Below are 23,036 nucleotides of genomic sequence, written 5' to 3' on the forward strand. Positions count from 1 at the left end.
ATTATCCCTCCTTCTTCTCAGATACCACTACAGTAATGTGGCTAGTACGTTTGTTAATCGCACTTGCACGACCTTGTGCACGTGGACGGAAACGTTTTAGTGTTGGACCTTCGTCAACAAAAATTTCAGAAACAACTAGGTTGTTAATATCTAAATCATAATTGTGCTCAGCGTTCGCAACTGCAGATTTTAATACTTTCTCAACAACAGGTGATGCTGTTTTAGGAGTAAGTTGTAAAATTGCAACTGCTTCACCAACTTGCTTACCTCTGATTAAATCAACGACTAATCTTACTTTACGAGGAGCAATGCGCACCGTTTTAGCAATAGCTTTTGCTTGTGACATTTGAATGACCTCCTCTCAAATTAGCGTCTTGTTTTCTTATCATCTGCACCATGGCTTTTATAAGCGCGTGTTGGTGCAAACTCGCCTAGTTTATGACCTACCATATCTTCAGTCACGTATACAGGAACATGTTTACGTCCATCATATACTGCGATTGTTAATCCGATAAAAGTAGGGAAAATTGTCGAACGGCGAGACCAAGTCTTAATCACTTGTTTTTTCTCAGAATCCTTTTGTGCATCGACCTTTTTAAGTAAATGATCGTCTGCGAAAGGTCCTTTTTTCAAGCTACGACCCATGCTGAATCCTCCCTTTCGTGATTACACCACGGTCCGTTCTTTGAACCGTAGTAAACCACATTATTTTTTACGACGACGAATGATAAGCTTGTCGGATTTGTTTTTCTTGCTACGAGTTTTGTATCCAAGAGTTGGTTTACCCCATGGAGACATAGGTGACTTACGACCGATTGGTGTACGTCCTTCACCACCACCGTGTGGGTGATCGTTAGGGTTCATTACAGATCCACGTACAGTTGGGCGTTTACCTAACCAACGAGAACGACCTGCTTTACCAATGTTTACTAGTTCGTGTTGTTCGTTTCCTACTTCACCGATAGTTGCACGGCAAACACCTAGGATTAAACGAACTTCACCAGATTGTAAACGTACGATTACGTATTTACCTTCTTTACCAAGTAATTGTGCAGATGTTCCAGCAGAACGTACTAGCTGACCACCTTTACCAGGTTTCATTTCAATATTATGGATTGTTGAACCCATTGGAATGTTTTCTAATGGAAGAGCGTTACCTACTTTAATATCAGCTTCTGGACCTGACACAACTGTCATTCCAACTTGTAAGCCTTTAGGAGCTAGGATATAACGTTTTTCTCCATCCACATAGTTAATCAATGCGATATTCGCAGTGCGGTTTGGATCATATTCAATAGTAGCTACACGGCCTTCAATACCATCTTTGTTTCGTTTGAAATCGATGATACGGTATTGACGTTTGTGTCCACCACCATGATGACGAACAGTAATTTTACCTTGATTGTTACGGCCGCCTTTACGTGTCACAGGAGCAAGAAGTGATTTCTCAGGTTTGTCTGTTGTGATCTCAGCGTAATCTAACGATGTCATGTTACGACGTCCGTTTGTCGTTGGTTTATACTTTCTAATCGCCATTGTATTCCCTCCTTCTTGAGTATTGATTTGTTTTTATAAGATTTAGATCTCGAATAATTCGATATCTTTGCTATCTTGAGTTAATGTAATAATCGCTTTACGGCGTTTGTTAGTGTACCCACCAAATTTACCTACACGTTTGAATTTCCCTTTGTAGTTCATGATGTTTACTTTTTCAACATCTACTCCAAAGATTTCTTCAACTGCATATTTAACTTGAGTTTTGTTAGCGCGAGTGTCCACTTCAAAAGTGTACTTTTTATCTGCCATAATTTCAGAAGAACGCTCGGTAATGACCGGACGTTTAATAATATCACGTGCTTCCATTATCCAAGCACCTCCTCAACTTTTTCTACTGCAGATTTAGTTAACACTAATTTATCGTGTCCTACTAAATCTAATACGTTAATGCCTGTTGCAGACACAACTGTGATTCCAGGGATGTTACGTGCAGCTAATGCTACGTTTTCATCTAAATCAGCAGTTACGAATAACGCTTTTTTATCGATTGAAAGGTTAGATAACACTTTCACGAATTCTTTTGTTTTTGGTGCATCAAAAGCTAAACCTTCTAATACTACGATGCTTTCTTCACGCACTTTAGATGAAAGAGCTGAAAGAAGAGCTAAACGACGTACTTTTTTAGGTAATTTATAGCTATAGCTACGTGGAGTTGGACCAAATACAACACCACCGCCGCGCCATTGTGGAGAGCGAATCGACCCTTGACGAGCACGACCTGTTCCTTTTTGACGCCATGGTTTACGTCCACCACCAGCTACTTCAGAACGGTTTTTCACTTTGTGATTACCTTGACGAAGTGATGCACGTTGAGCAATGATAGCTTCAAACAAAACTGCTTCGTTTGGTTCGATACCGAAAACTTTATCGTTTAACTCGATTTCACCAACAGAAGATCCTGCTTGATTCAATAAAGATACTTTTGCCATTCCTGTTTCCTCCTTTCTTCAAGAGATTATTTCGATTTAATAGCAGCTTTTACAACTACTAATGATTTACGAGAACCAGGAACATTACCTTTTACAAGTAGTAGGTTGCGTTCAGCATCCACTCTTACGATATGTAAGTTTTGGATTGTCACTACATGCCCACCCATTTGACCAGGTAATTTCTTTTGTTTAAATACACGGTTCGGAGCAACTGGCCCCATTGAACCTGGACGACGGTGGTAACGAGATCCGTGAGCCATTGGTCCACGTGATTGTCCGTGGCGTTTAATAACACCTTGGAAACCTTTACCTTTAGTAACACCTGTTACATCAATTACATCGCCTTCTGCAAAACTTTCTACGTTGACTTCTTGACCAACTTCGTAATTAGCTGTATCCAAGCCGCGGAATTCGCGGATGAAGCGCTTAGGAGCAGTGCTTGCTTTTGCTACGTGCCCTTTAGCAGGTTTGTTAGAAAGCTTTTCACGCTTATCTTCAAATCCTAACTGAATAGCTTCGTAACCGTCTGTTTCAACTGTTTTCTTTTGAAGTACTACGTTTGGAGTAGCTTCAATTACAGTTACAGGGATTAAGTCACCGTTCTCAGCAAATACTTGCGTCATACCGATTTTTCTACCTAAGATTCCTTTGGTCATCCGTCACACCTCCTATAATAATTTGTTGTTTTATTTTTTTACCATTAAAGTTTGATTTCAATATCAACGCCAGATGGTAAATCAAGCTTCATTAACGCATCAACAGTTTGTGGTGTTGGGTTAACGATATCGATCAGACGTTTATGCGTACGCATTTCGAATTGTTCACGAGAATCTTTGTACTTGTGAACAGCACGAAGAATTGTGTACGTCGACTTCTCAGTTGGAAGTGGAATCGGACCTGATACACTTGCACCTGAACGTTTAGCAGTTTCCACAATTTTCTCAGCAGATTGATCAAGGATTCTGTGATCATACGCTTTCAAACGGATACGAATTTTTTGTTTTGCCATTATTTTCCCTCCTTCTCGCCTATTTTCTAGACATTCTCCACGAAAATTTTCCGATCACTCGCCATGGCAAAGCGGCCGGGTGTGTCGGTAACCTCTCGCTTCATCGCAGTCAAAGACCAACTACAACATTATAAACAATAAAAAAAGATTTCGCAAGTGTTTTAGCGAAATTCTTTTAAATTGTTTTAGAAACATATTTTACAGCTACACTTGCTTTCTTAAGCCGGGTTTTAGTATATAAAATTCCGCAACAAAATACAAGTGATATGGTGTTGTGAATTTGTGGAATTATTCATTAGGATAACATTATGACCAGAAGAGTGCATACCACCGTTTAGGGAACTGTGCGCTAGTGAGTTGAATGAGCTGTACAATAGGTTCTTCTCGACAGGACAGACGGTTTCCAGGGGATGAGCGATAATCCACGCAGACGCTTACACGTTCGCCTAAGATGTCTCATCTTCTCACAGAAGTACGAAGGTTAAGAATGCCACATCGTGTGGCAACACCTTGAGGACCAACATCTAGGAGTCGCCCACTACAATCTATTAATGATAGCACTAGTTAATTAGTGGCACTCCTTCAAGAGGTATATTCTAAAGTGAAATCACAGTAGTTGATGTAGCGCTATATAATTTGCTATGAACGCGACAAATATCCCAGCGGTCACTTTCTTCAAACCTACTAAGTCGAAGTATCCCTTTTCGGTTATAGTTTAATTACATTTATCCAGTAAACAGGCATAAGCAAGCTATCAGCTATCAGAAGTAACTATACTAGCCGTAAAGCAACTAATACTTCCTTTTGTGAGATGCCCCAATGATTGACTTCCCCTATACAAAAAAGGATGACCTCATTAAAGATCATCCTTTTCTTTCTATAGAAATTCGTTTATTACGAGAAAAACATAATTGCAATCCATCCGAAAACGATTAACGGAATGTTAAATATAAAAAACGTTGGTATACAAGTGTCACGTATATGGTTATGTTGACCATCTACGTTTAAACCTGCTGTTGGACCTAAAGTAGAATCAGAAGCAGGAGAACCAGCATCACCTAATGCACCCGCAGTTCCAATCAATGTAATAATTGCTGCTGGACTTAAACCAAATTCTTGAGCAATCGGAACAAAGATAACCGCAATAATAGGGATCGTTGCAAACGAAGAACCAATACCCATATCAACGATCAAACCTATAAGTAACATGATCAGCACTGCAAGACCTTTGTTGTCACCCATTATAGATGTAGATGCCGTTACTAGCTTCTCTACATCACCTGAGTCTGTCACTACTGCAGCAAATCCGCTTGCAGCTATCATAACTAAACCTATGAATGCCATCATACGCATACCATCCGTTAGCAATTCATCTGCTTGTCTCCATTTAAGTGCTCCTGTTATATATAATATAACTACACCAGATAATGCACCCAAAATCATGGACCCCGTCGGTATTTGCACGACAACAGCAGCTACAAGAGCAAGGATAGTAAAAACTACATTTTTCTTCTCAATCGTTACTTCTACCTCTTCTATTTCATTTGTATCTAACTCTTTATAGTAGCGAGGTTTACGGAATACTATAAACGCAAGGATTAATCCTACTACCATTCCGATAGCCGGAATTAACATCGGTCCATATACATCTGACGTAGAGATTGCTTCTCCCGCTGCTGTTATTTGCTTAGCCACAATTTCTTGATATATTAACCCAAATCCAAAAGGCAAACTCATGTATGGAGTTATTAAACCAAACGCCAAAATACAAGCGATTAATCGACGATCCACGTTCATCAAATTTAAAATCTTTAAAATCGGAGGGATTAATAATGGAATAAAAGCAATATGAATCGGTATGAGGTTTTGCGAGAATATAGCCATCAACAGTAGCACAAAGAAAACCAATGCTTTAGCCAAACCAGTTTTTTGTGTATCTCCATTACGTTTTACTAATTTCAAAATGGTCATAACTAGTAACTCAGGAATTCCTGTTTTAGAGATGGCAATTGCAAAACCGCCTAACATTCCATAACTTAAAGCAATGGCTGCACCATCACCTAATCCACCTGTAAATGAAGCCATCGTCTCTGTGATGGATAAACCAGCTGTAAGACCGCCTACTATTGCACCTATTGTTAAAGAAAACACGACATTTATACGAAGTAAACTCAAAACCAACATTACTATAACTGCAATTAAAACAGCATTCATAAAAACACTCACTTTCACGTACTAGATTACTAATAAGTGAAAGTTTAATTCTTCTTAGCCTGAATGTCAATGGAAAATGCCCCCTTGCTTTCAAAACAAAGGGGCATTTTCTTTAATTAATCATCATAGCGATTCATTTACTACTTTTCGGTAGTATCCAATAGAGAGAAATGCAAAGATTGAATATAAAACTACATAAACTCCCATTGTAATTAGTAAAGGTGCTACTAGTTCCGTGCCAAATAGCATCCAACCCGATTTAACCGCAAAGTAGCTATGTGCTAAACCAATAACTAGTGGAACACCGAAGTTAAACAATTGCTTTTTATAAATTCCTTTCATCAACTCATTCGTCGTGAAACCAATTTTTCTAAGCACCGTATAGGAAGCTTTCTCTTCTTCCGCTTCCGTCATTTGTTTAAAGTAAAGAATACTGCCCGTAGTCATTAAAAATGCTAAACCTAAGAATCCTGTTACAAAGATCACTAGTCCAAACATATCTAGCATCGACAATCTATATGCTTCTTGCGTATCCATGTTCACACTTTCAATTACACCATCATCTTTAGACACTTCAAAATGACCATTATTTGTTGTTTCTTCGTATATGGCTTGTACTTCTTTTAGTTGCGCACTATCCGCTAAATCAATACCAACTTGTTTTTGCCATATAGTTTGCTCGCTGATCATTGCGTCTGCTTTCAGTTTTTCAAATTGATCATCTGTTACGACTATCGACATGCCAGCACCTGTTACATAATAGATGAGCAATGAATTGGATTTGATTTCTTTAATGGTAATAGGTTCTTCTCCATTCGATGTTGTTAGCTGTACTGGTTTATTTTCTTCCAGTTTCACTATTTCTGACATCATACTACTATATCCTGTGATATACCCTTCTCCTTCTTTTAAGGAAAGCTCTGGCATTTCTTTTTGCATATCACTTAGCTTTGTGATAACCATGGGACCTTTAGATACCATACTTAATCCCGCAGGCATGTCACTAGCATATATAGCCGACGTATCAACATCTACATTTAATAATTCGATATCTGTTTGTGTGTATTCTATTTTTTTCTCGTTTAACTGCTCTATAAATGTCCCGCCTTGGTCATTCATAATAATATAATCAAACGGTATGTTTAATTTTGCCGTGGAACCTGCTGAATAATAGGAGATATACGACAAACAAAGAATACCTAAAGCAGTTGCGGAGATAACCGTAATTGTTGTTAACGACATAGCATTCGATTTCATGCGATGCATAATTGGCGTTAAAGATAATACGTCCTGTATAGACAAATGTCCTCTTTTCTGTTTTCGAATTAAATTCATTATAAATGCAACTGAAAAACGAAAAACAAAAAATGTTCCTCCAATTGTTGAAACTAAAATTGCGATCATTTTATAAAAAAGCATATTAGGATTTTCACTATCAAGTTCGAACAAAGTAGTAGACAAGTAATACCCATAACCAATTAATAAAAGACCAATGAAGCCGAGTAACATTTGAAATCCACTAAATCGTTTCACTTTTACATCCGCTGTCGCATTTGCCGTAAACAATGCAAGTAACGAGACTCGTCTGATACCGATTGCAGTCTGGATCAATACTACGATTAATAACACTAAAAACACGAAAATCGTCATTTGCAGTGCTTCCACCGAAAATATTAACTCAACTAATACATCTTTTTCTAAAATGCGCAGTAAAACCATTCCAAAAACTCTAGAAGTTAAAAAACCAAGTCCGACACCTATCGTCAGTGCACTAACCCAAAGAATTGTATTCTCAAGCACTAATAACCTTGTCACAAGCCCTTTAGACATTCCTATTAGCTGATAAAGCCCAATTTCTTTACTTCTTCTTTTCATAAACAACAGATTCGCATATAGAACAAAAAACACTACTACAAATAACAATATATACGATGCGGCCTTTAAACCGGCAGCAACCTTTACCCCTTGCGATACATCTACTACACTAGGATTGTATTGCAATGTAACAAAAGAAAAGTAAAGCGTTACACTGAATATAAGGGCAAAGAAATATAAATAATAATGCTTAATATTTTTCTTCATGCTCCGAAGAACTAATTGACTAAGCGTCATAGCCATCACCACCAAGCACACTTTGCGTACTCATAATCTCTTGGTAAAAACGCATCCGATCTTTTTCACCTTTATACAGTTCCGTATATAATTGTCCATCCTTCAGAAATAACACGCGAGAACAAAAACTTGCGGCAACCGCATCATGTGTAACCATCATGATTGTCACTTTTTTATCTCTATTTATTTTCTCAAGATTACTGAGTAACGCAGTAGCTGCCTTAGAATCTAGAGCCCCTGTTGGTTCATCGGCAAACACTACGGAAGGATTACTGATTAATGCTCGGGCAGCCGATGTTCTTTGTTTTTGTCCTCCAGATATTTCGTTTGGATATTTATTTGCGAGATCGTCAATTCCTAATGTTTTAGTAAGTTCTTTGAAACGGCCCTCCGCTTCTTTTTTAGATATATTACTAATAGAAAGTGGTAACAGTATATTTTCCTTCACCGTTAATGTATCTAAGAGATTGTAGTCTTGGAATATGAAGCCTAATTGTTCGCGACGGAAATTAGATAACTCTCGTTCTTTCATCGTTCGTAAATTGTGACCGCTGATCTCAATAACACCCTCAGTCGCTTTATCAATCGAAGCAAGAACATTTAATAACGTTGTCTTTCCGGAACCCGATGGTCCCATAATGCCAACAAATTCCCCTTCTTGTACTTCCATATCTATACCTTTCAACACTTCTTGCGCAGTTGATTTTTTTCCATAAACTTTTCTAATTTTACGTCCACTCAAAATAGTCATGTATTTACCTCCTACATAGTATTAACTCTAGTGTAAGACTTTTTATACGTTTAATCGTTCGATTTACATGACAAACAAACAAAGTAGATGACAATTTTGTCATCTACTCGTTATTTTGCTCATTTCATTTTTTAAAGGAAATTGTAATGAAAATGATGAGCCTTCGTCGATTTTAGAATCTACTATTATTCGTATCCCCAATTTATCAGCAGCTTTTTTCGTTAAATACAGTCCCATTCCAGTGGAAGCAGCAGTATTTCTCCCCGTTTTACCGGTAAATGACTTTTCAAATATACGTGGCAGATCTGCCTTTGTTATCCCACTTCCAAAGTCTTTTACAGTTAAAATAGTATGACCTGATTCGTCTTTTTTAGAAAAAATGTGAATTTCTTTATCTGAATCACTATACTTCACTGCGTTTGTTAACAACTGACGAAGGATAAATGCTAACCATTTTTGATCGGTCAGCACATCTTTTTGTAAGAGTTCAATTTCAAAACCAATCCCCTTTTGCATGCACCATGCTTGTAGTTCAATGATTTCTTTATGTATTAATTTTTGAAGTGGAACAGATTCTACTAAAAAGTCCTTTTCCAAAGAAGGAAGCCTTGTATGGTGAAGCTGCTGGTCTAGTAATAAATGAATTCTTAACCATTCGACCTCAAGCTTCTCCTGCAAAGGTTGTTCTTGTACAGCATCGATTAGGAGCTTCATGCCAGTCAATGGTGTTTTAACTTCATGAATCCAAGATAAAATCCGATCATTCTCTTCTAAATGCTCCACCTTCAATTGATTCAGTTCCTCGTTATTTACTAATATTAATTCTTCCATAATGCTTGTAATTTTCTTTTCAAAGCTAGACTCACCCTTTGGAAGAGAATCAAACGTTGCACTTTCTTCTAATTCTTTATAATAAGTTGTCTCTTTCCTATACCTCCACCATATAAAAAGGAGGAAAGTTAAAATATACACTAGGTTGATATAAAGAATAGCAACGTCTTGGAAAGCGATATCTAAAGTTAATAGGATGTTCAACCAAATTTGCAAGCCAATAAAAAAAAGAATCCATGCTTTTCTTTCTTTCATGTACATTATGAACAAATAACATTACCCCTCTTTCGTAATTGCCATGTAGCCTAATCCTTTTTTCGTTAGAATAACTTCTTTTAAATCAATTTCCTCTAGTTTTAACCGCAATCTATTCACATTAACAGATAACGTATTGTCGTTTACAAATCGTTCATCATCCCAGAGCTGCCGCATTAACTCATCACGCGAAACGATTGTGTCCACAGATTTTAGTAGGATACGTAATATAAAAAGTTCATTTTTCGTGAGCTCGATAGATCTATCCTGCTTCTTCACTTCACTTTTTGCAAAGTCAATGATTGCACCATTCCAATTACTAACTTCTAATTTTTCTTCCTGGTAATCATATGTTCTCCGTAGTAATGCTTGTACTTTCGCAAGCAGTACATCCATATTAAATGGCTTTTGTACAAAGTCATCTGCCCCCATTTGCATCGCCATAATCATATCCATCGGATGATCTCGGGAGGATAAAAAAATTATCGGAACTTTAGAGATATGACGAATTTCTCTACACCAATGAAAGCCATCATAGGACGGCAATTGTATATCAATAATAACTAATTGTGGCTTTTGTTCAATAAAATCTGACATTACTTTTTGAAAGTCATCTGGACGAATTACATCAAATGACCACTGGATAAATCGTTCTTTAATCATTTCATATATTAGTTGATCGTCTTCAATCAATAAGATTTGTGCATTCATTAGACTCCACCTCTTACAATCAGTTTACACTATTTTTATTTATAAAAAAGTTTTGTTCATAATATGGGGATAATGTATCTTAATAAGTCTTGATAAAGTAACAGCTGAGAATTAGTACGTCGGTGATTCGCTTATCGCGGGCATTTCACCTTCACACACTAAATCCCATAAATTATGTAGTTTCATAATAAATATACCCAATAAATGGCTATGGGCAACCAAGTAACTAGGAAAAGAAACTAAATTACTATTTAAGGTAACTAGTTTACAAGCGAGAACAACTAATTCTTCAATTATATCTCCATATCACGTTCCATCATCTGTTTATATAACGTAAAAATTTATCCACACAATGGAGAATTTAAAACTTCTAGAACAAAAAAAATCCATCTCGTCGTCACGAGATGGATTTAAACATTTAAATTATCAATTACTTAGTGATAGAAGCAACTACACCAGCGCCTACAGTACGTCCACCCTCACGGATAGAGAATTTAGTACCTTCTTCTAGAGCGATAGGAGAGATTAGAGAAACAGTCATTTCGATGTTGTCTCCAGGCATAACCATTTCTACGCCTTCTGGTAAGTTACAAACGCCAGTTACGTCAGTTGTACGGAAGTAGAACTGTGGGCGGTAGTTTGAGAAGAATGGAGTATGACGTCCACCCTCTTCTTTTGAAAGAACATAAACTTCAGCTTTGAAGTCAGTGTGTGGAGTGATTGAGCCTGGTTTAGCTAATACTTGTCCACGTTGGATTTCTTCACGAGCAACCCCACGAAGAAGAGCACCGATGTTGTCTCCAGCTTCTGCATAGTCAAGAAGTTTACGGAACATTTCAACACCTGTTACAGTAGTTGATTTAGCATCTTCAACGATACCGATAATGTCTACTACGTCACCAACTTTAACTTGACCACGTTCAACACGTCCAGTTGCAACTGTACCACGACCAGTGATAGAGAATACATCCTCGATTGGCATCATGAATGGTTTGTCAGTTTGACGTTCTGGAGTTGGGATATAGCTATCAACAGCGTCCATTAACTCAACGATTTTTTCTTCCCATTCTGCTTCGCCTTCAAGAGCTTTAAGAGCAGAACCTTTAATTACTGGAATATCATCACCTGGGAATTCGTATTCAGAAAGTAGGTCACGAATTTCCATTTCAACTAATTCTAATAATTCTTCATCGTCAACCATATCACATTTGTTCATGAATACAACTAGGTAAGGAACACCTACTTGACGTGAAAGAAGGATATGCTCACGAGTTTGTGGCATTGGGCCATCAGCAGCTGATACTACTAAGATACCGCCGTCCATTTGAGCTGCACCTGTGATCATGTTTTTAACATAGTCAGCATGTCCTGGGCAGTCTACGTGTGCATAGTGACGAGTTTCAGTTTCATACTCAACGTGTGAAGTATTGATTGTGATTCCACGCTCTTTTTCTTCTGGTGCGTTGTCGATGTCAGCGTATGATTTAGCTGTACCACCCATTTTTTTAGAAAGAACTGTTGCGATAGCAGCAGTTAAAGTCGTTTTACCATGGTCAACGTGTCCGATTGTACCAATATTAGCATGCGTTTTTGAACGGTCAAATTTTTCTTTAGCCATTAGAGAGATCCTCCTCAGTAATTGTATGATTTTTTATGATAAAAGGTAGAGGGCGTACGTCCCCCTAACTTTTATACTCTATAAACTAGTTATACTTTAATTTTGGTGAAATATCAATTATTCACCTTTATGTTTTTTAATAATTTCTTCGGAAATTGATTTTGGAACATCTTCATAGTGATCGAACACCATTGAGAATACTCCACGTCCTTGCGTGTTAGAACGTAAAGACGTTGCATATCCGAACATTTCAGCAAGTGGAACCATTGCACGTACTACTTGTGCGTTACCACGAGCATCCATACCTTCAACGCGACCACGACGAGACGTGATATCACCCATGATGTCTCCTAAATATTCTTCAGGAATAACAACTTCTACCTTCATGATTGGCTCAAGAAGTGCTGGGTTAACTTTAGATACAGCATTTTTCAATGCCATAGATGCAGCAATTTTAAATGCCATTTCATTCGAGTCAACATCATGGTAAGATCCGTCGAATAATCTAGCTTTAATATCGATTAGTGGGAAACCTGCAATTACCCCATTGTCAAGTGCGTCACGAAGACCCGCTTCAACAGCTGGAATATATTCACGTGGTACTACCCCACCTACGATTGCGTTTTCAAACTCAAAACCTTTTCCTTCTTCGTTTGGAGAGAATTCAATCCAAACGTGTCCGAATTGACCACGTCCACCAGATTGGCGTACGAATTTACCTTCAACTTCAGCTGAAGAGCGGAAAGTTTCACGATAAGATACTTGTGGAGCACCTACGTTAGCTTCTACTTTAAATTCACGACGCATACGGTCAACTAAGATATCAAGGTGAAGTTCACCCATACCAGCGATGATTACTTGTCCAGTTTCTTGGTCAGTATGCACGCGGAATGTTGGATCTTCTTCAGAAAGTTTTTGTAAAGCTTGACCCATTTTATCTTGGTCTGCTTTTGTTTTTGGTTCAACTGATAGTGAGATAACAGGCTCTGGGAATTCCATAGATTCTAGAATTACTAAAGCTTTTTCATCACATAGTGTATCACCAGTAGTTGTATCTTTTAACCCTACAGCCGCTGCGATATCTCCAGAGTGCACTTCTGAGATCTCTTCACGAGAGTTAGCATGCATTTGTAGGATACGTCCTACACGCTCACGCTTACCTTTTGTAGAGTTTTGTACATACGAACCTGATTGTAATGTACCAGAATATACGCGGAAGAATGTTAACTTACCAACATAAGGGTCTGTCATTACTTTGAACGCTAATGCAGAGAATGGTTCTGAATCGTCTGAGTGACGTTCTACTTCTTCATCTGTATCAGGATCAATTCCTTTCATAGCAGGAATATCTAGTGGTGATGGAAGGTATGCTACAACTGCGTCAAGAACTTTTTGAACACCTTTGTTTTTAAATGCAGTACCACATACTACTGGATAGAATTCTACGTTTAAAGTACCTTTACGGATACCAGCAACTAGTTCTTCGTTCGTAATTTCTTCTCCACCAAGATATTTTTCCATTAACTCTTCGTCAAGTTCAGCTACCGCTTCAACTAGTTTTTCACGGTATTCTTCAGCTTGCGCTTTGTATTCTTCTGGAATTTCTACTTCTTGAATGTCTGTTCCTAAGTCGTTACCGTACATAGTAGCTTTCATCGTTACTAGGTCGATAATTCCAGAGAACTGATCTTCAGAACCGATTGGTAACTGAATTGGATGAGCGTTAGCTTGTAAACGGTCATGAAGTGTTCCTACAGAATATAGGAAATCCGCGCCCGTTTTATCCATTTTGTTAACGAAAACAATACGTGGTACACCGTAAGTTGTAGCTTGGCGCCATACTGTTTCAGTTTGTGGTTCAACACCAGATTGAGCATCTAGTACTGTAACCGCACCATCAAGTACACGAAGTGAACGTTCAACTTCAACAGTGAAGTCTACGTGTCCAGGTGTATCAATGATATTTACACGGTGGTTATCCCAAGAAGCTGTTGTAGCAGCAGAAGTGATAGTAATACCACGTTCTTGCTCTTGCTCCATCCAGTCCATTTGAGAGGCACCTTCATGAGTTTCCCCAATCTTGTGGATTTTACCAGTGTAATAAAGAATACGCTCCGTAGTAGTCGTTTTACCAGCATCAATGTGAGCCATGATCCCGATATTACGTGTTTTTTCTAAGGAGAACTCTCTAGCCATATTGTATTTCTCCTTCCAATTTCAGATTAGGTATCATTTTAAAGTAAATCTTACCAACGATAGTGTGCGAATGCTTTGTTAGCTTCCGCCATTTTGTGCATATCTTCACGTTTTTTAACTGAAGCACCAGTGTTGTTAGATGCATCAAGAATTTCGTTAGCTAAACGTTCTTCCATTGTTTTTTCTCCACGAAGACGTGAATAGTTTACTAAATAGCGAAGACCTAAAGTTGAACGGCGATCAGGACGTACTTCAACCGGTACTTGGTAGTTTGCACCACCAACACGACGAGCACGAACTTCTAAAACTGGCATTACATTGTTTAATGCAGCTTCAAATACTTCTAATGCATCTTTACCAGAACGTTCTTTTACAAGATCAAACGCTCCGTATAGGATTTTTTGAGAAGTACCTCTTTTACCATCAACCATCATTTTATTGATTAAACGAGTTACTAGTTTCGAATTATAAATTGGATCTGGTAACACGTCACGTTTGGAAACAGGACCTTTACGAGGCATGTGTTTTCCTCCTTTCGACGAATGTCTAATTATAGATTAAATTATTTCTTTTCTTTCGGGCGTTTTGCACCGTAAAGTGAACGGCTTTGCATACGACCATTAACTGCTGCTGTGTCAAGAGCACCACGTACGATATGATAACGTACCCCTGGTAAATCTTTTACACGTCCTCCGCGAAGAAGAACAACACTGTGTTCTTGAAGGTTGTGACCTTCACCCGGGATATACGCGTTTACCTCTAACGTATTTGTTAAACGTACACGTGCATATTTACGAAGTGCAGAGTTTGGTTTTTTCGGCGTCATAGTACCAACACGAGTACAAACTCCACGCTTTTGAGGTGAGTTCAGATTCGTAGCTGATTTTTTAAAGCTGTTATAGCCTTTTCCTAACGCTGGTGATTTAGATTTCGTGCTTTTGGATTGACGAGGCTTACGGACCAATTGGTTAACTGTAGGCATCGATTATTCCTCCCTTCATTTCATCTTGTTAATACCACACATCCAGGTGGTTCATTTTTTGGGTAAAAACAAAGCTTTTGTGATTTTCACAAAAACTGTTACACAGTAATAGCTACTACCGACGCGCTAACGCGCAGTCCACAAGCTTTACCAAGATCTACTTTAGACTCAACATAGTGAATTAGTACATTGTTTTCTTGTGCTGTTAACCGTACAAGTTCAATGATTTTTTCGTCTACATCAAGCGCAATATAAACTTCTTTGACAAACCTTTTTTTCATTGCTTTTACTGCTTGCTTTGTACCAATGATTGTTTTTTTCGCTTGCTTGACTTTTTCATAAGACATTTTCATATCCTCCAAAGCTACAAGTCCGATAACTATCAACCTTAAGTATATTATCATTCCTTGAAAAAAGTGTCAACACTTATCATTAAAATTATTAGGGAGAATTAGTTCTCCCTAATAATAATTTCCTTACTCAGCCTTTACTGCTTCTTTTTCCGCATCTGCCTCATTAGGAGAGATTTCAATTTGACGGTAACGTTGCATTCCCGTACCAGCTGGAACTAATTTACCGATAATAACATTCTCTTTCAATCCTAACAATTCATCACGTTTTCCTTTGATCGCCGCATCTGTTAGGACACGAGTCGTTTCTTGGAAGGATGCAGCAGATAAGAACGATTCAGTTTCAAGAGAAGCTTTTGTAATACCAAGGATAACTGGGCGACAAGTTGCTGGTATTTTGCCTTGTAGAACAGCATCTTTGTTTGCTTCAGCAAATTGATGGATATCAAGCAGTGAACCAGGAAGTAGGTCTGTTTCACCTGCTTCAATAATTCTTACTTTACGAAGCATTTGGCGTACCATTACTTCGATGTGCTTATCCCCAATTTCTACCCCTTGCATACGATAAACTTTTTGTACTTCTTTTAGTAAGTACTCTTGAACTGTTGAAACGTCTTTTACTTTTAACAATTCTTTAGGATCTACAGAACCCTCTGTTAATACTTGCCCACGGTTAACAACATCGTTTAATTGAACTTTTAAACGCGCATTATATGGTGCTAAGTATTTACGTGTTTCTACAGTACCTTGAATAGTAATTTCTTTTTGGCCTTCTCTTATTTCATCAATTTCCGTAACAATACCCGTAATTTCTGTAATAACAGCTTGCCCTTTTGGATTTCTCGCTTCGAAAATCTCTTGGATACGTGGAAGACCTTGTGTAATATCGTCTCCCGCAACCCCACCTGTATGGAATGTACGCATCGTTAACTGAGTACCTGGTTCACCGATTGATTGAGCGGCAATAATACCTACTGCTTCCCCAACTTCTACCGTATCTCCAGTCGCTAAGTTTAGACCGTAACATTTTTTACATACACCGTGTTTTGTATTACAAGTGAATGCAGAACGAATTGTCAATTCTTCAATTCCTGCTTCTTCGATCACGCGAGCGACGTCTTGTGTAATAAGTCCGTCTCTTTCTAAGATGACTTCATTTGTAGTAGGATGGAAAATCGTTTTCTTCGTATGGCGACCAACAATACGTTCACCAAACTCTTCAATAACTTCTGTTCCTTCCATAAGCGAGCCAATCAGTAAACCGCGATCTGTTCCACAATCGTCTTCACGAACGATTACGTCTTGCGCAACATCTACTAGACGACGAGTTAAGTAACCTGAATCGGCTGTTTTCAGCGCTGTATCGGCAAGACCTTTACGAGCACCATGTGTAGAAATGAAGTACTCGAGTACCGTTAACCCTTCACGGAACGATGATTTGATCGGAAGTTCGATAATACGTCCTGCCGGGTTGGCCATCAGTCCACGCATACCTGCAAGTTGAGTAAAGTTAGATGCGTTACCACGGGCACCTGAGTCACTCATCATGAAGATTGGGTTCATGTTATCAAGAGTTTTCATCAGCTTATCTTGAATTACTTCTTTCGCTTTACTCCAATGTCCGATTACGCTCGCATAACGCTCGTCTTCCGTGATTAATCCACGGCGGAATTGTTTCATAACTTTATCTACTTTACTTTGTGCCTCTTCTAGAATTTCACCTTTATCAGGAAGTACAACGATATCGGAAATACCAATTGTAATACCTGCTTTAGTAGAATATTTAAATCCAAGTGCTTTCATGCGGTCAAGCATTTTTGAAGTTTCCGTGATATGGAAGTTCTTAAATACTTCTGCAATGATATTACCAAGGATTTTTTTCTTAAATGGCTGTACAAGATCTGTAGATTCAATATGTTTCTTCACATCAGTAGTTGTAGAAACAAAGTATTTTTCTGGAGTTTCAATTTGTAAGTTGAAATCCGTTGGTTCATTAATGTACGGGAACGTTTCTGGTAGTATTTCATTGAAAATTACTTTACCAACAGTTGTTAGTAACAACATCTTGTTTTGTTCTTCCGTAAATGTTTGGTTTTTTAAGGACGATGCTGCAATAGCGATACGAGTATGCAAATGTACATGCCCTGTATTATAAGCAATTAGCACTTCTTCTGGACCGAAGAATGTAGAACCTTCTCCTGTTGCTCCTTTACGCTCAAGTGTTAAGTAATAGTTTCCTAAAACCATATCTTGAGAAGGTGTAACAACTGGTTTTCCATCTTTCGGGTTTAGAATGTTTTGTGCTGCAAGCATTAATAGACGTGCCTCTGCTTGTGCCTCTGCTGATAGAGGAACGTGAACGGCCATTTGGTCACCATCGAAGTCAGCGTTATAAGCTGTACATACTAATGGATGAAGACGAATTGCACGACCTTCTACTAATGTAGGTTCGAAAGCTTGAATACCTAAGCGGTGAAGAGTAGGTGCGCGGTTTAGTAAAACCGGATGCTCCTTAATAACATCTTCTAATACATCCCAAACCTCTGCATGCATACGTTCAATTTTACGTTTTGCACTCTTAATGTTATGAGCTAACCCACGTTCAACTAGTTCTTTCATAACAAATGGTTTGAATAACTCAATAGCCATTTCTTTTGGAAGACCACATTGATACATTTTCAAGTTTGGTCCTACTACGATAACCGAACGACCAGAGTAGTCTACACGTTTACCAAGTAAATTTTGACGGAAACGACCTTGTTTCCCTTTCAGCATATGTGAAAGTGATTTTAATGGACGGTTACCTGGACCAGTAACAGGACGACCACGACGACCATTATCTATTAAAGCATCTACAGCTTCTTGTAACATACGTTTTTCATTTTGAACAATGATGCTTGGAGCACCAAGGTCTAATAATCGTTTTAAACGGTTGTTACGGTTAATAACACGACGATACAAATCGTTTAAATCGGATGTAGCAAAACGTCCACCATCTAATTGAACCATTGGACGTAATTCTGGTGGAATTACCGGAAGTACATCTAAGATCATCCAATCTGGTTTGTTTCCTGAATTACGGAATGATTCTACTACTTCTAAACGTTTAATCGCACGTGTACGGCGTTGGCCTTGTGCTGTTTTTAACTCTTCTTTTAAGCTTTCTGTTTCACTTTCTAAATCAATCTCTTGAAGTAGACGTTTAATTGCCTCTGCACCCATAGCAGCTTGGAATTTTGTTCCAAACTTATCACGGTATGCACGGTATTCTTTTTCAGAAAGTAATTGTTTCTTTTCAAGTGGTGTATCTGCCGGCTCGATTACTACATAAGAAGCAAAATAAATTACTTCTTCTAGTGATCTTGGAGACATATCTAAAAGTAAACCCATACGGCTTGGAATACCTTTGAAATACCAGATATGTGATACCGGTGCAGCTAATTCGATGTGGCCCATACGTTCACGACGAACTTTCGCACGTGTAACTTCTACTCCACAACGATCACATACAACACCTTTATAACGAACTCGCTTGTATTTACCACAGTGACATTCCCAGTCTTTTGTCGGACCGAAAATACGCTCACAGAATAAACCATCTTTTTCAGGTTTTAAAGTACGATAGTTAATCGTTTCAGGTTTTTTTACTTCTCCATAAGACCATGAACGGATTTTATCAGGTGAAGCTAAACCAATTTTCATATACTCAAAATTATTAACGTCTATCAAGGAGCCTACCTCCCTTTAGTCTTGTGTCTTTTAAAAAGACTTTCCAAGTAGCTCTGCATTATGCAATTTTATACGGAAATACGGACAGGTATCACCTGTCCGATTTTTATTTTTATTCCCCGATTTCAACTGGTTCCTCTTCGCTTGCTTGTGGCAAAATTCCAAGTGCATCAGCTGCTGGGATATCATCATCTTCATCTAAATCACGAAGTTCAATTTCTTCTTCGTCAATCGTTAACATTTTAACGTCCATACCTAAACTTTGTAATTCCTTAATCAATACTTTGAATGATTCTGGAACGCCAGGTTCTGGTACGCTTTCTCCTTTAACAATTGCTTCGTACGTTTTAACACGTCCTACAACGTCATCGGATTTCACAGTTAAAATTTCTTGCAATGTATAAGCTGCACCATATGCTTCTAGTGCCCATACTTCCATCTCACCGAAACGTTGTCCACCAAATTGCGCTTTCCCTCCAAGAGGTTGTTGCGTAACAAGTGAATATGGTCCAGTAGAACGAGCATGTAACTTATCATCTACCATGTGGGCAAGTTTAATCATATACATAATTCCGACAGAAACGCGATTATCAAATGGTTCGCCTGAACGTCCGTCGTATAATGTTGTTTTACCATCTCGGTTTAGACCTGCTTCTTCCATTGTCGTCCACACGTCTTCCTCGTTGGCACCATCAAATACTGGTGAAGCCATATGAACTCCAAGTAGTCTAGAAGCCATACCTAAGTGTAGCTCTAATACTTGCCCGATGTTCATACGAGAAGGTACACCAAGTGGGTTTAACATGATGTCAACTGGTGTTCCATCTGGAAGGAACGGCATATCTTCTTCCGGAAGGATACGCGAGATAACCCCTTTGTTACCATGACGTCCGGCCATTTTATCCCCAACGGAGATTTTACGTTTTTGAACGATATAAGCACGAACTAATTGGTTAACACCTGGAGACAACTCATCGCCATCTTCACGATTGAAGACTTTTACATCTAATACAATCCCGCCAGCACCATGAGGTACACGTAGAGATGTATCACGAACTTCACGTGCTTTTTCACCAAAAATAGCATGTAGTAGACGTTCTTCGGCAGTCAGTTCTGTAACTCCCTTAGGTGTTACTTTACCAACTAAAATATCCCCATCACGTACTTCTGCACCAACACGGATAATTCCACGGTCATCTAAGTTGCGAAGTGCATCTTCTCCGACGTTTGGAATATCTCTTGTGATTTCTTCTGGTCCAAGCTTCGTGTCTCGTGATTCTGACTCATATTCTTCAATATGCACAGAAGTATATACATCATCTTTCACAAGGCGTTCGCTCATAATAACAGCATCCTCGTAGTTGTATCCATCCCATGTCATGAAGGCTACTAGCACGTTACGTCCTAGAGCAAGCTCTCCTTGTTCCATAGAAGGACCGTCTGCAAGAATATCAAGTGGTTTTACTCGATCTCCCACTTTAACAATTGGACGTTGATTGATAGATGTCCCGTGGTTAGATCGTTCAAATTTATGGACTTTATACGAAGTTAAATCACCTTTAACTTCTTTTCCATCTACTTCTTCAATGCGACGAACACGAATTTCTTTCGCTTCAACATGCTCTACGATTCCGTGATACTTCGCAATTACAGCAGCTCCAGAATCACGTGCATTCACATGTTCCATACCAGTTCCAACAAAAGGAGCTTCTGGATTTAACAATGGAACAGCTTGACGTTGCATGTTCGCTCCCATTAGTGCACGGTTCGAGTCATCGTTTTCTAAGAATGGGATACATGCTGTCGCTGCAGAAACAACTTGTTTTGGAGAAACGTCCATGTAATCCACTTGTTCTCTTCTGAATACCGTGTTATCCCCTCGGAAACGCCCAACTACTTCTTCGTTTAAGAACGCACCTTCATCTGATAATAAAGAGTTCGCTTGTGCTACTACGTAGTTATCCTCTTCATCAGCAGTTAAGTAATCAATGCGCATCGTTACTAAGCCAGTCTCTGGGTCAACTCTGCGATATGGTGTTTCGATAAAACCAAATTTATTCACTTTTGCAAAGCTTGAAAGTGAGTTAATAAGCCCGATGTTCGGACCCTCTGGTGTTTCGATCGGACACATACGACCATAGTGAGAATAGTGAACGTCACGTACTTCGAAACCAGCACGCTCACGCGTTAAACCACCTGGTCCAAGCGCTGACAGACGACGTTTGTGCGTAAGTTCGGCAAGTGGGTTTGTTTGGTCCATGAATTGAGATAATTGCGAGCTACCAAAGAATTCTTTAATAGATGCAATAACTGGTCGAATATTAATAAGTTGTTGAGGCACAATGGACTGTGTGTCGTTAATAGACATACGTTCACGTACCACACGTTCCATACGAGAAAGACCAATACGGAATTGGTTTTGTAACAATTCTCCTACTGAACGTAAACGACGGTTACCAAGATGATCAATATCATCTGTGTTTCCAACATTGAATAATAGATTAAAGAAATAACCAATAGAAGAAACGATATCAGCTGGCGTAATATTTTTTACTTCATTTTCTACATACGCATTACTAATAACATTAATTTCTTTTTGTTCTTCATCGTTTGGAGCAAATATTTTAATCGATTGGATTGTAATGTCGTCTTCTAAAACACCACCAACTTGCGATAATGTTTTGAAGCCAATTCCATTTTCTAAATGAGGAATTAGTTTATCTAGCACACGACGATCAATAAGTGTACCCGCTTCTACTAATATCTCACCCGTTTCCGGATCCACTAACGTTTCTGCTACCGTTTGATTGAACAAACGATTTTTTATATGCAGTTTTTTATTCATTTTGTAACGACCAACATTTGCAAGATCATAGCGTTTTGGGTCAAAGAAGCGAGAATATAACAAGCTCTTTGCACTTTCCACTGTTGGTGGTTCACCAGGACGTAAACGCTCATAAATTTCAAGCAACGCTTTTTCAGACGTTTCTGTGTTATCTTTTTCAAGCGTATTACGTAGATATTCATTGTCACCGATTAAATCGATGATTTCTTGATCGGATCCAAAGCCTAAAGCGCGAAGTAAAACAGTCACTGGTAATTTACGAGTGCGATCGATACGAACGTACACTACGTCTTTTGCATCAATTTCATATTCTAGCCATGCACCGCGGTTCGGGATTACTGTTGCCCCAAAGCCTTTTTTACCGTTTTTGTCTGTTTTATCATGGAAGTAAACACTTGGTGAACGGACTAACTGAGATACGATAACGCGCTCAGCACCATTAATTACGAAAGTACCTGTTTCTGTCATAAGTGGGAAATCACCCATGAAGACATCTTGTTCTTTCACTTCGTCCGTTTCTTTGTTGTGGAGACGCACTTTTACGCGCAGTGGTGCCGCATATGTTGCATCACGTTCTTTCGATTCGTCGACGGAATATTTCGGTTCATTTAAACTATAGTCGACAAATTCAAGTGATAGATTGCCTGTAAAATCCTCGATTGGTGAAATATCTTTAAACATTTCACGCAAACCTTCTTCAAGGAACCATTCGTAAGATGCTGTTTGAATTTCGATTAGATTCGGAAGTTCAAGCACCTCACTGATACGCGCAAAGCTTCTGCGTTGGCGGTGTTGTCCGTACTGAACTAGTTGACCTGTCAACTCATTCACCCCTCAATAAAGCGATAATAGGTCTTTTCGTTATACACATTTTGGTGTATGATAACGAAAGACAAAAAGAAAACGAGTTCTTAATAAGAGCTCATTTTTCGATTAACCAAACTTTT

Annotated in this window: 19 protein-coding genes; all 19 read right to left on the bottom strand. The window is 38.6% G+C overall.

Going from position 1 to position 23,036, the window contains the following annotated elements:
* Nucleotide 1: 1 nt before the first annotated feature.
* The 19 genes from rplV to rpoB all read right to left on the bottom strand — a co-directional run bounded on the left by rplV (nt 2) and on the right by rpoB (nt 22,911).
* Nucleotides 2–346, bottom strand: a complete 345-nt coding sequence (gene rplV / locus OR571_RS03840; RefSeq protein ID WP_093274750.1) for a 50S ribosomal protein L22 — start codon at nt 344–346, stop codon at nt 2–4.
* 20 nt (nt 347–366) lie between these two features.
* Nucleotides 367–645 carry a 30S ribosomal protein S19 gene (gene rpsS / locus OR571_RS03845; protein ID WP_090567829.1) on the bottom strand — a complete coding sequence of 93 codons (279 nt, stop codon included), beginning with the start codon at nt 643–645 and terminating at the stop codon, nt 367–369.
* 60 nt (nt 646–705) lie between these two features.
* Nucleotides 706–1,536 (bottom strand): 50S ribosomal protein L2, encoded by an 831-nt coding sequence (gene rplB, locus OR571_RS03850; protein ID WP_142538193.1) that lies wholly within the window; start codon nt 1,534–1,536, stop codon nt 706–708.
* A 42-nt stretch (nt 1,537–1,578) separates the two neighbouring features.
* The gene (gene rplW, locus OR571_RS03855; protein ID WP_282241535.1) at nt 1,579–1,863 is read right to left on the bottom strand and encodes a 50S ribosomal protein L23; all 285 of its coding nucleotides are present in this window, start codon (nt 1,861–1,863) and stop codon (nt 1,579–1,581) included.
* On the bottom strand, nt 1,863–2,486 hold the full coding sequence (gene rplD, locus OR571_RS03860; RefSeq protein WP_142538191.1) for a 50S ribosomal protein L4: 624 nt from the start codon (nt 2,484–2,486) through the stop codon (nt 1,863–1,865). The genes rplW and rplD overlap by 1 nt, the downstream gene beginning before the upstream one ends.
* 26 nt (nt 2,487–2,512) lie before the next feature.
* Nucleotides 2,513–3,142, bottom strand: a complete 630-nt coding sequence (gene rplC, locus OR571_RS03865; RefSeq protein ID WP_142538190.1) for a 50S ribosomal protein L3 — start codon at nt 3,140–3,142, stop codon at nt 2,513–2,515.
* Between the two features lie 44 nt (nt 3,143–3,186).
* A complete protein-coding gene (rpsJ, locus tag OR571_RS03870; RefSeq protein ID WP_093274779.1) occupies nt 3,187–3,495 on the bottom strand; it encodes a 30S ribosomal protein S10 in 309 nt (102 codons plus the stop codon).
* A gap of 894 nt (nt 3,496–4,389) precedes the next feature.
* Nucleotides 4,390–5,709, bottom strand: coding sequence for a Na+/H+ antiporter family protein (locus OR571_RS03875; protein WP_282241536.1), 1,320 nt, complete (start codon nt 5,707–5,709; stop codon nt 4,390–4,392).
* Between the two features lie 123 nt (nt 5,710–5,832).
* On the bottom strand, nt 5,833–7,821 hold the full coding sequence (locus tag OR571_RS03880) for an FtsX-like permease family protein (protein ID WP_282241537.1): 1,989 nt from the start codon (nt 7,819–7,821) through the stop codon (nt 5,833–5,835).
* On the bottom strand, nt 7,811–8,572 hold the full coding sequence (locus OR571_RS03885; protein WP_282241538.1) for an ABC transporter ATP-binding protein: 762 nt from the start codon (nt 8,570–8,572) through the stop codon (nt 7,811–7,813). The genes OR571_RS03880 and OR571_RS03885 overlap by 11 nt, the downstream gene beginning before the upstream one ends.
* Before the next feature lie 99 nt (nt 8,573–8,671).
* Entirely contained in the window at nt 8,672–9,658 is a 987-nt protein-coding gene (locus OR571_RS03890) for a sensor histidine kinase (protein WP_282241539.1), read from the bottom strand.
* A 21-nt stretch (nt 9,659–9,679) separates the two neighbouring features.
* Nucleotides 9,680–10,369: a response regulator transcription factor gene (locus OR571_RS03895; RefSeq protein ID WP_282241540.1), complete on the bottom strand. Its 690-nt coding sequence runs from the start codon at nt 10,367–10,369 to the stop codon at nt 9,680–9,682.
* A 430-nt stretch (nt 10,370–10,799) separates the two neighbouring features.
* On the bottom strand, nt 10,800–11,987 hold the full coding sequence (gene tuf / locus OR571_RS03900) for an elongation factor Tu (protein WP_282241541.1): 1,188 nt from the start codon (nt 11,985–11,987) through the stop codon (nt 10,800–10,802).
* A 117-nt stretch (nt 11,988–12,104) separates the two neighbouring features.
* The gene (fusA, locus tag OR571_RS03905) at nt 12,105–14,183 is read right to left on the bottom strand and encodes an elongation factor G (RefSeq protein WP_282241543.1); all 2,079 of its coding nucleotides are present in this window, start codon (nt 14,181–14,183) and stop codon (nt 12,105–12,107) included.
* Nucleotides 14,184–14,233: 50 nt separating this feature from the next.
* A complete protein-coding gene (rpsG, locus tag OR571_RS03910) occupies nt 14,234–14,704 on the bottom strand; it encodes a 30S ribosomal protein S7 (RefSeq protein ID WP_142538182.1) in 471 nt (156 codons plus the stop codon).
* A 41-nt stretch (nt 14,705–14,745) separates the two neighbouring features.
* Nucleotides 14,746–15,165 carry a 30S ribosomal protein S12 gene (rpsL, locus tag OR571_RS03915; RefSeq protein ID WP_093274835.1) on the bottom strand — a complete coding sequence of 140 codons (420 nt, stop codon included), beginning with the start codon at nt 15,163–15,165 and terminating at the stop codon, nt 14,746–14,748.
* 98 nt (nt 15,166–15,263) lie between these two features.
* A complete protein-coding gene (locus tag OR571_RS03920) occupies nt 15,264–15,512 on the bottom strand; it encodes a ribosomal L7Ae/L30e/S12e/Gadd45 family protein (RefSeq protein WP_282241546.1) in 249 nt (82 codons plus the stop codon).
* 129 nt (nt 15,513–15,641) lie between these two features.
* On the bottom strand, nt 15,642–19,244 hold the full coding sequence (gene rpoC / locus OR571_RS03925) for a DNA-directed RNA polymerase subunit beta' (RefSeq protein ID WP_282241547.1): 3,603 nt from the start codon (nt 19,242–19,244) through the stop codon (nt 15,642–15,644).
* Nucleotides 19,245–19,356: 112 nt separating this feature from the next.
* A complete protein-coding gene (gene rpoB / locus OR571_RS03930) occupies nt 19,357–22,911 on the bottom strand; it encodes a DNA-directed RNA polymerase subunit beta (protein WP_282241549.1) in 3,555 nt (1,184 codons plus the stop codon).
* Between the last annotated feature and the right edge of the window lie 125 nt (nt 22,912–23,036).

Source organism: Psychrobacillus sp. NEAU-3TGS (assembly GCF_029955155.1).
Classification (GTDB): domain Bacteria; phylum Bacillota; class Bacilli; order Bacillales_A; family Planococcaceae; genus Psychrobacillus.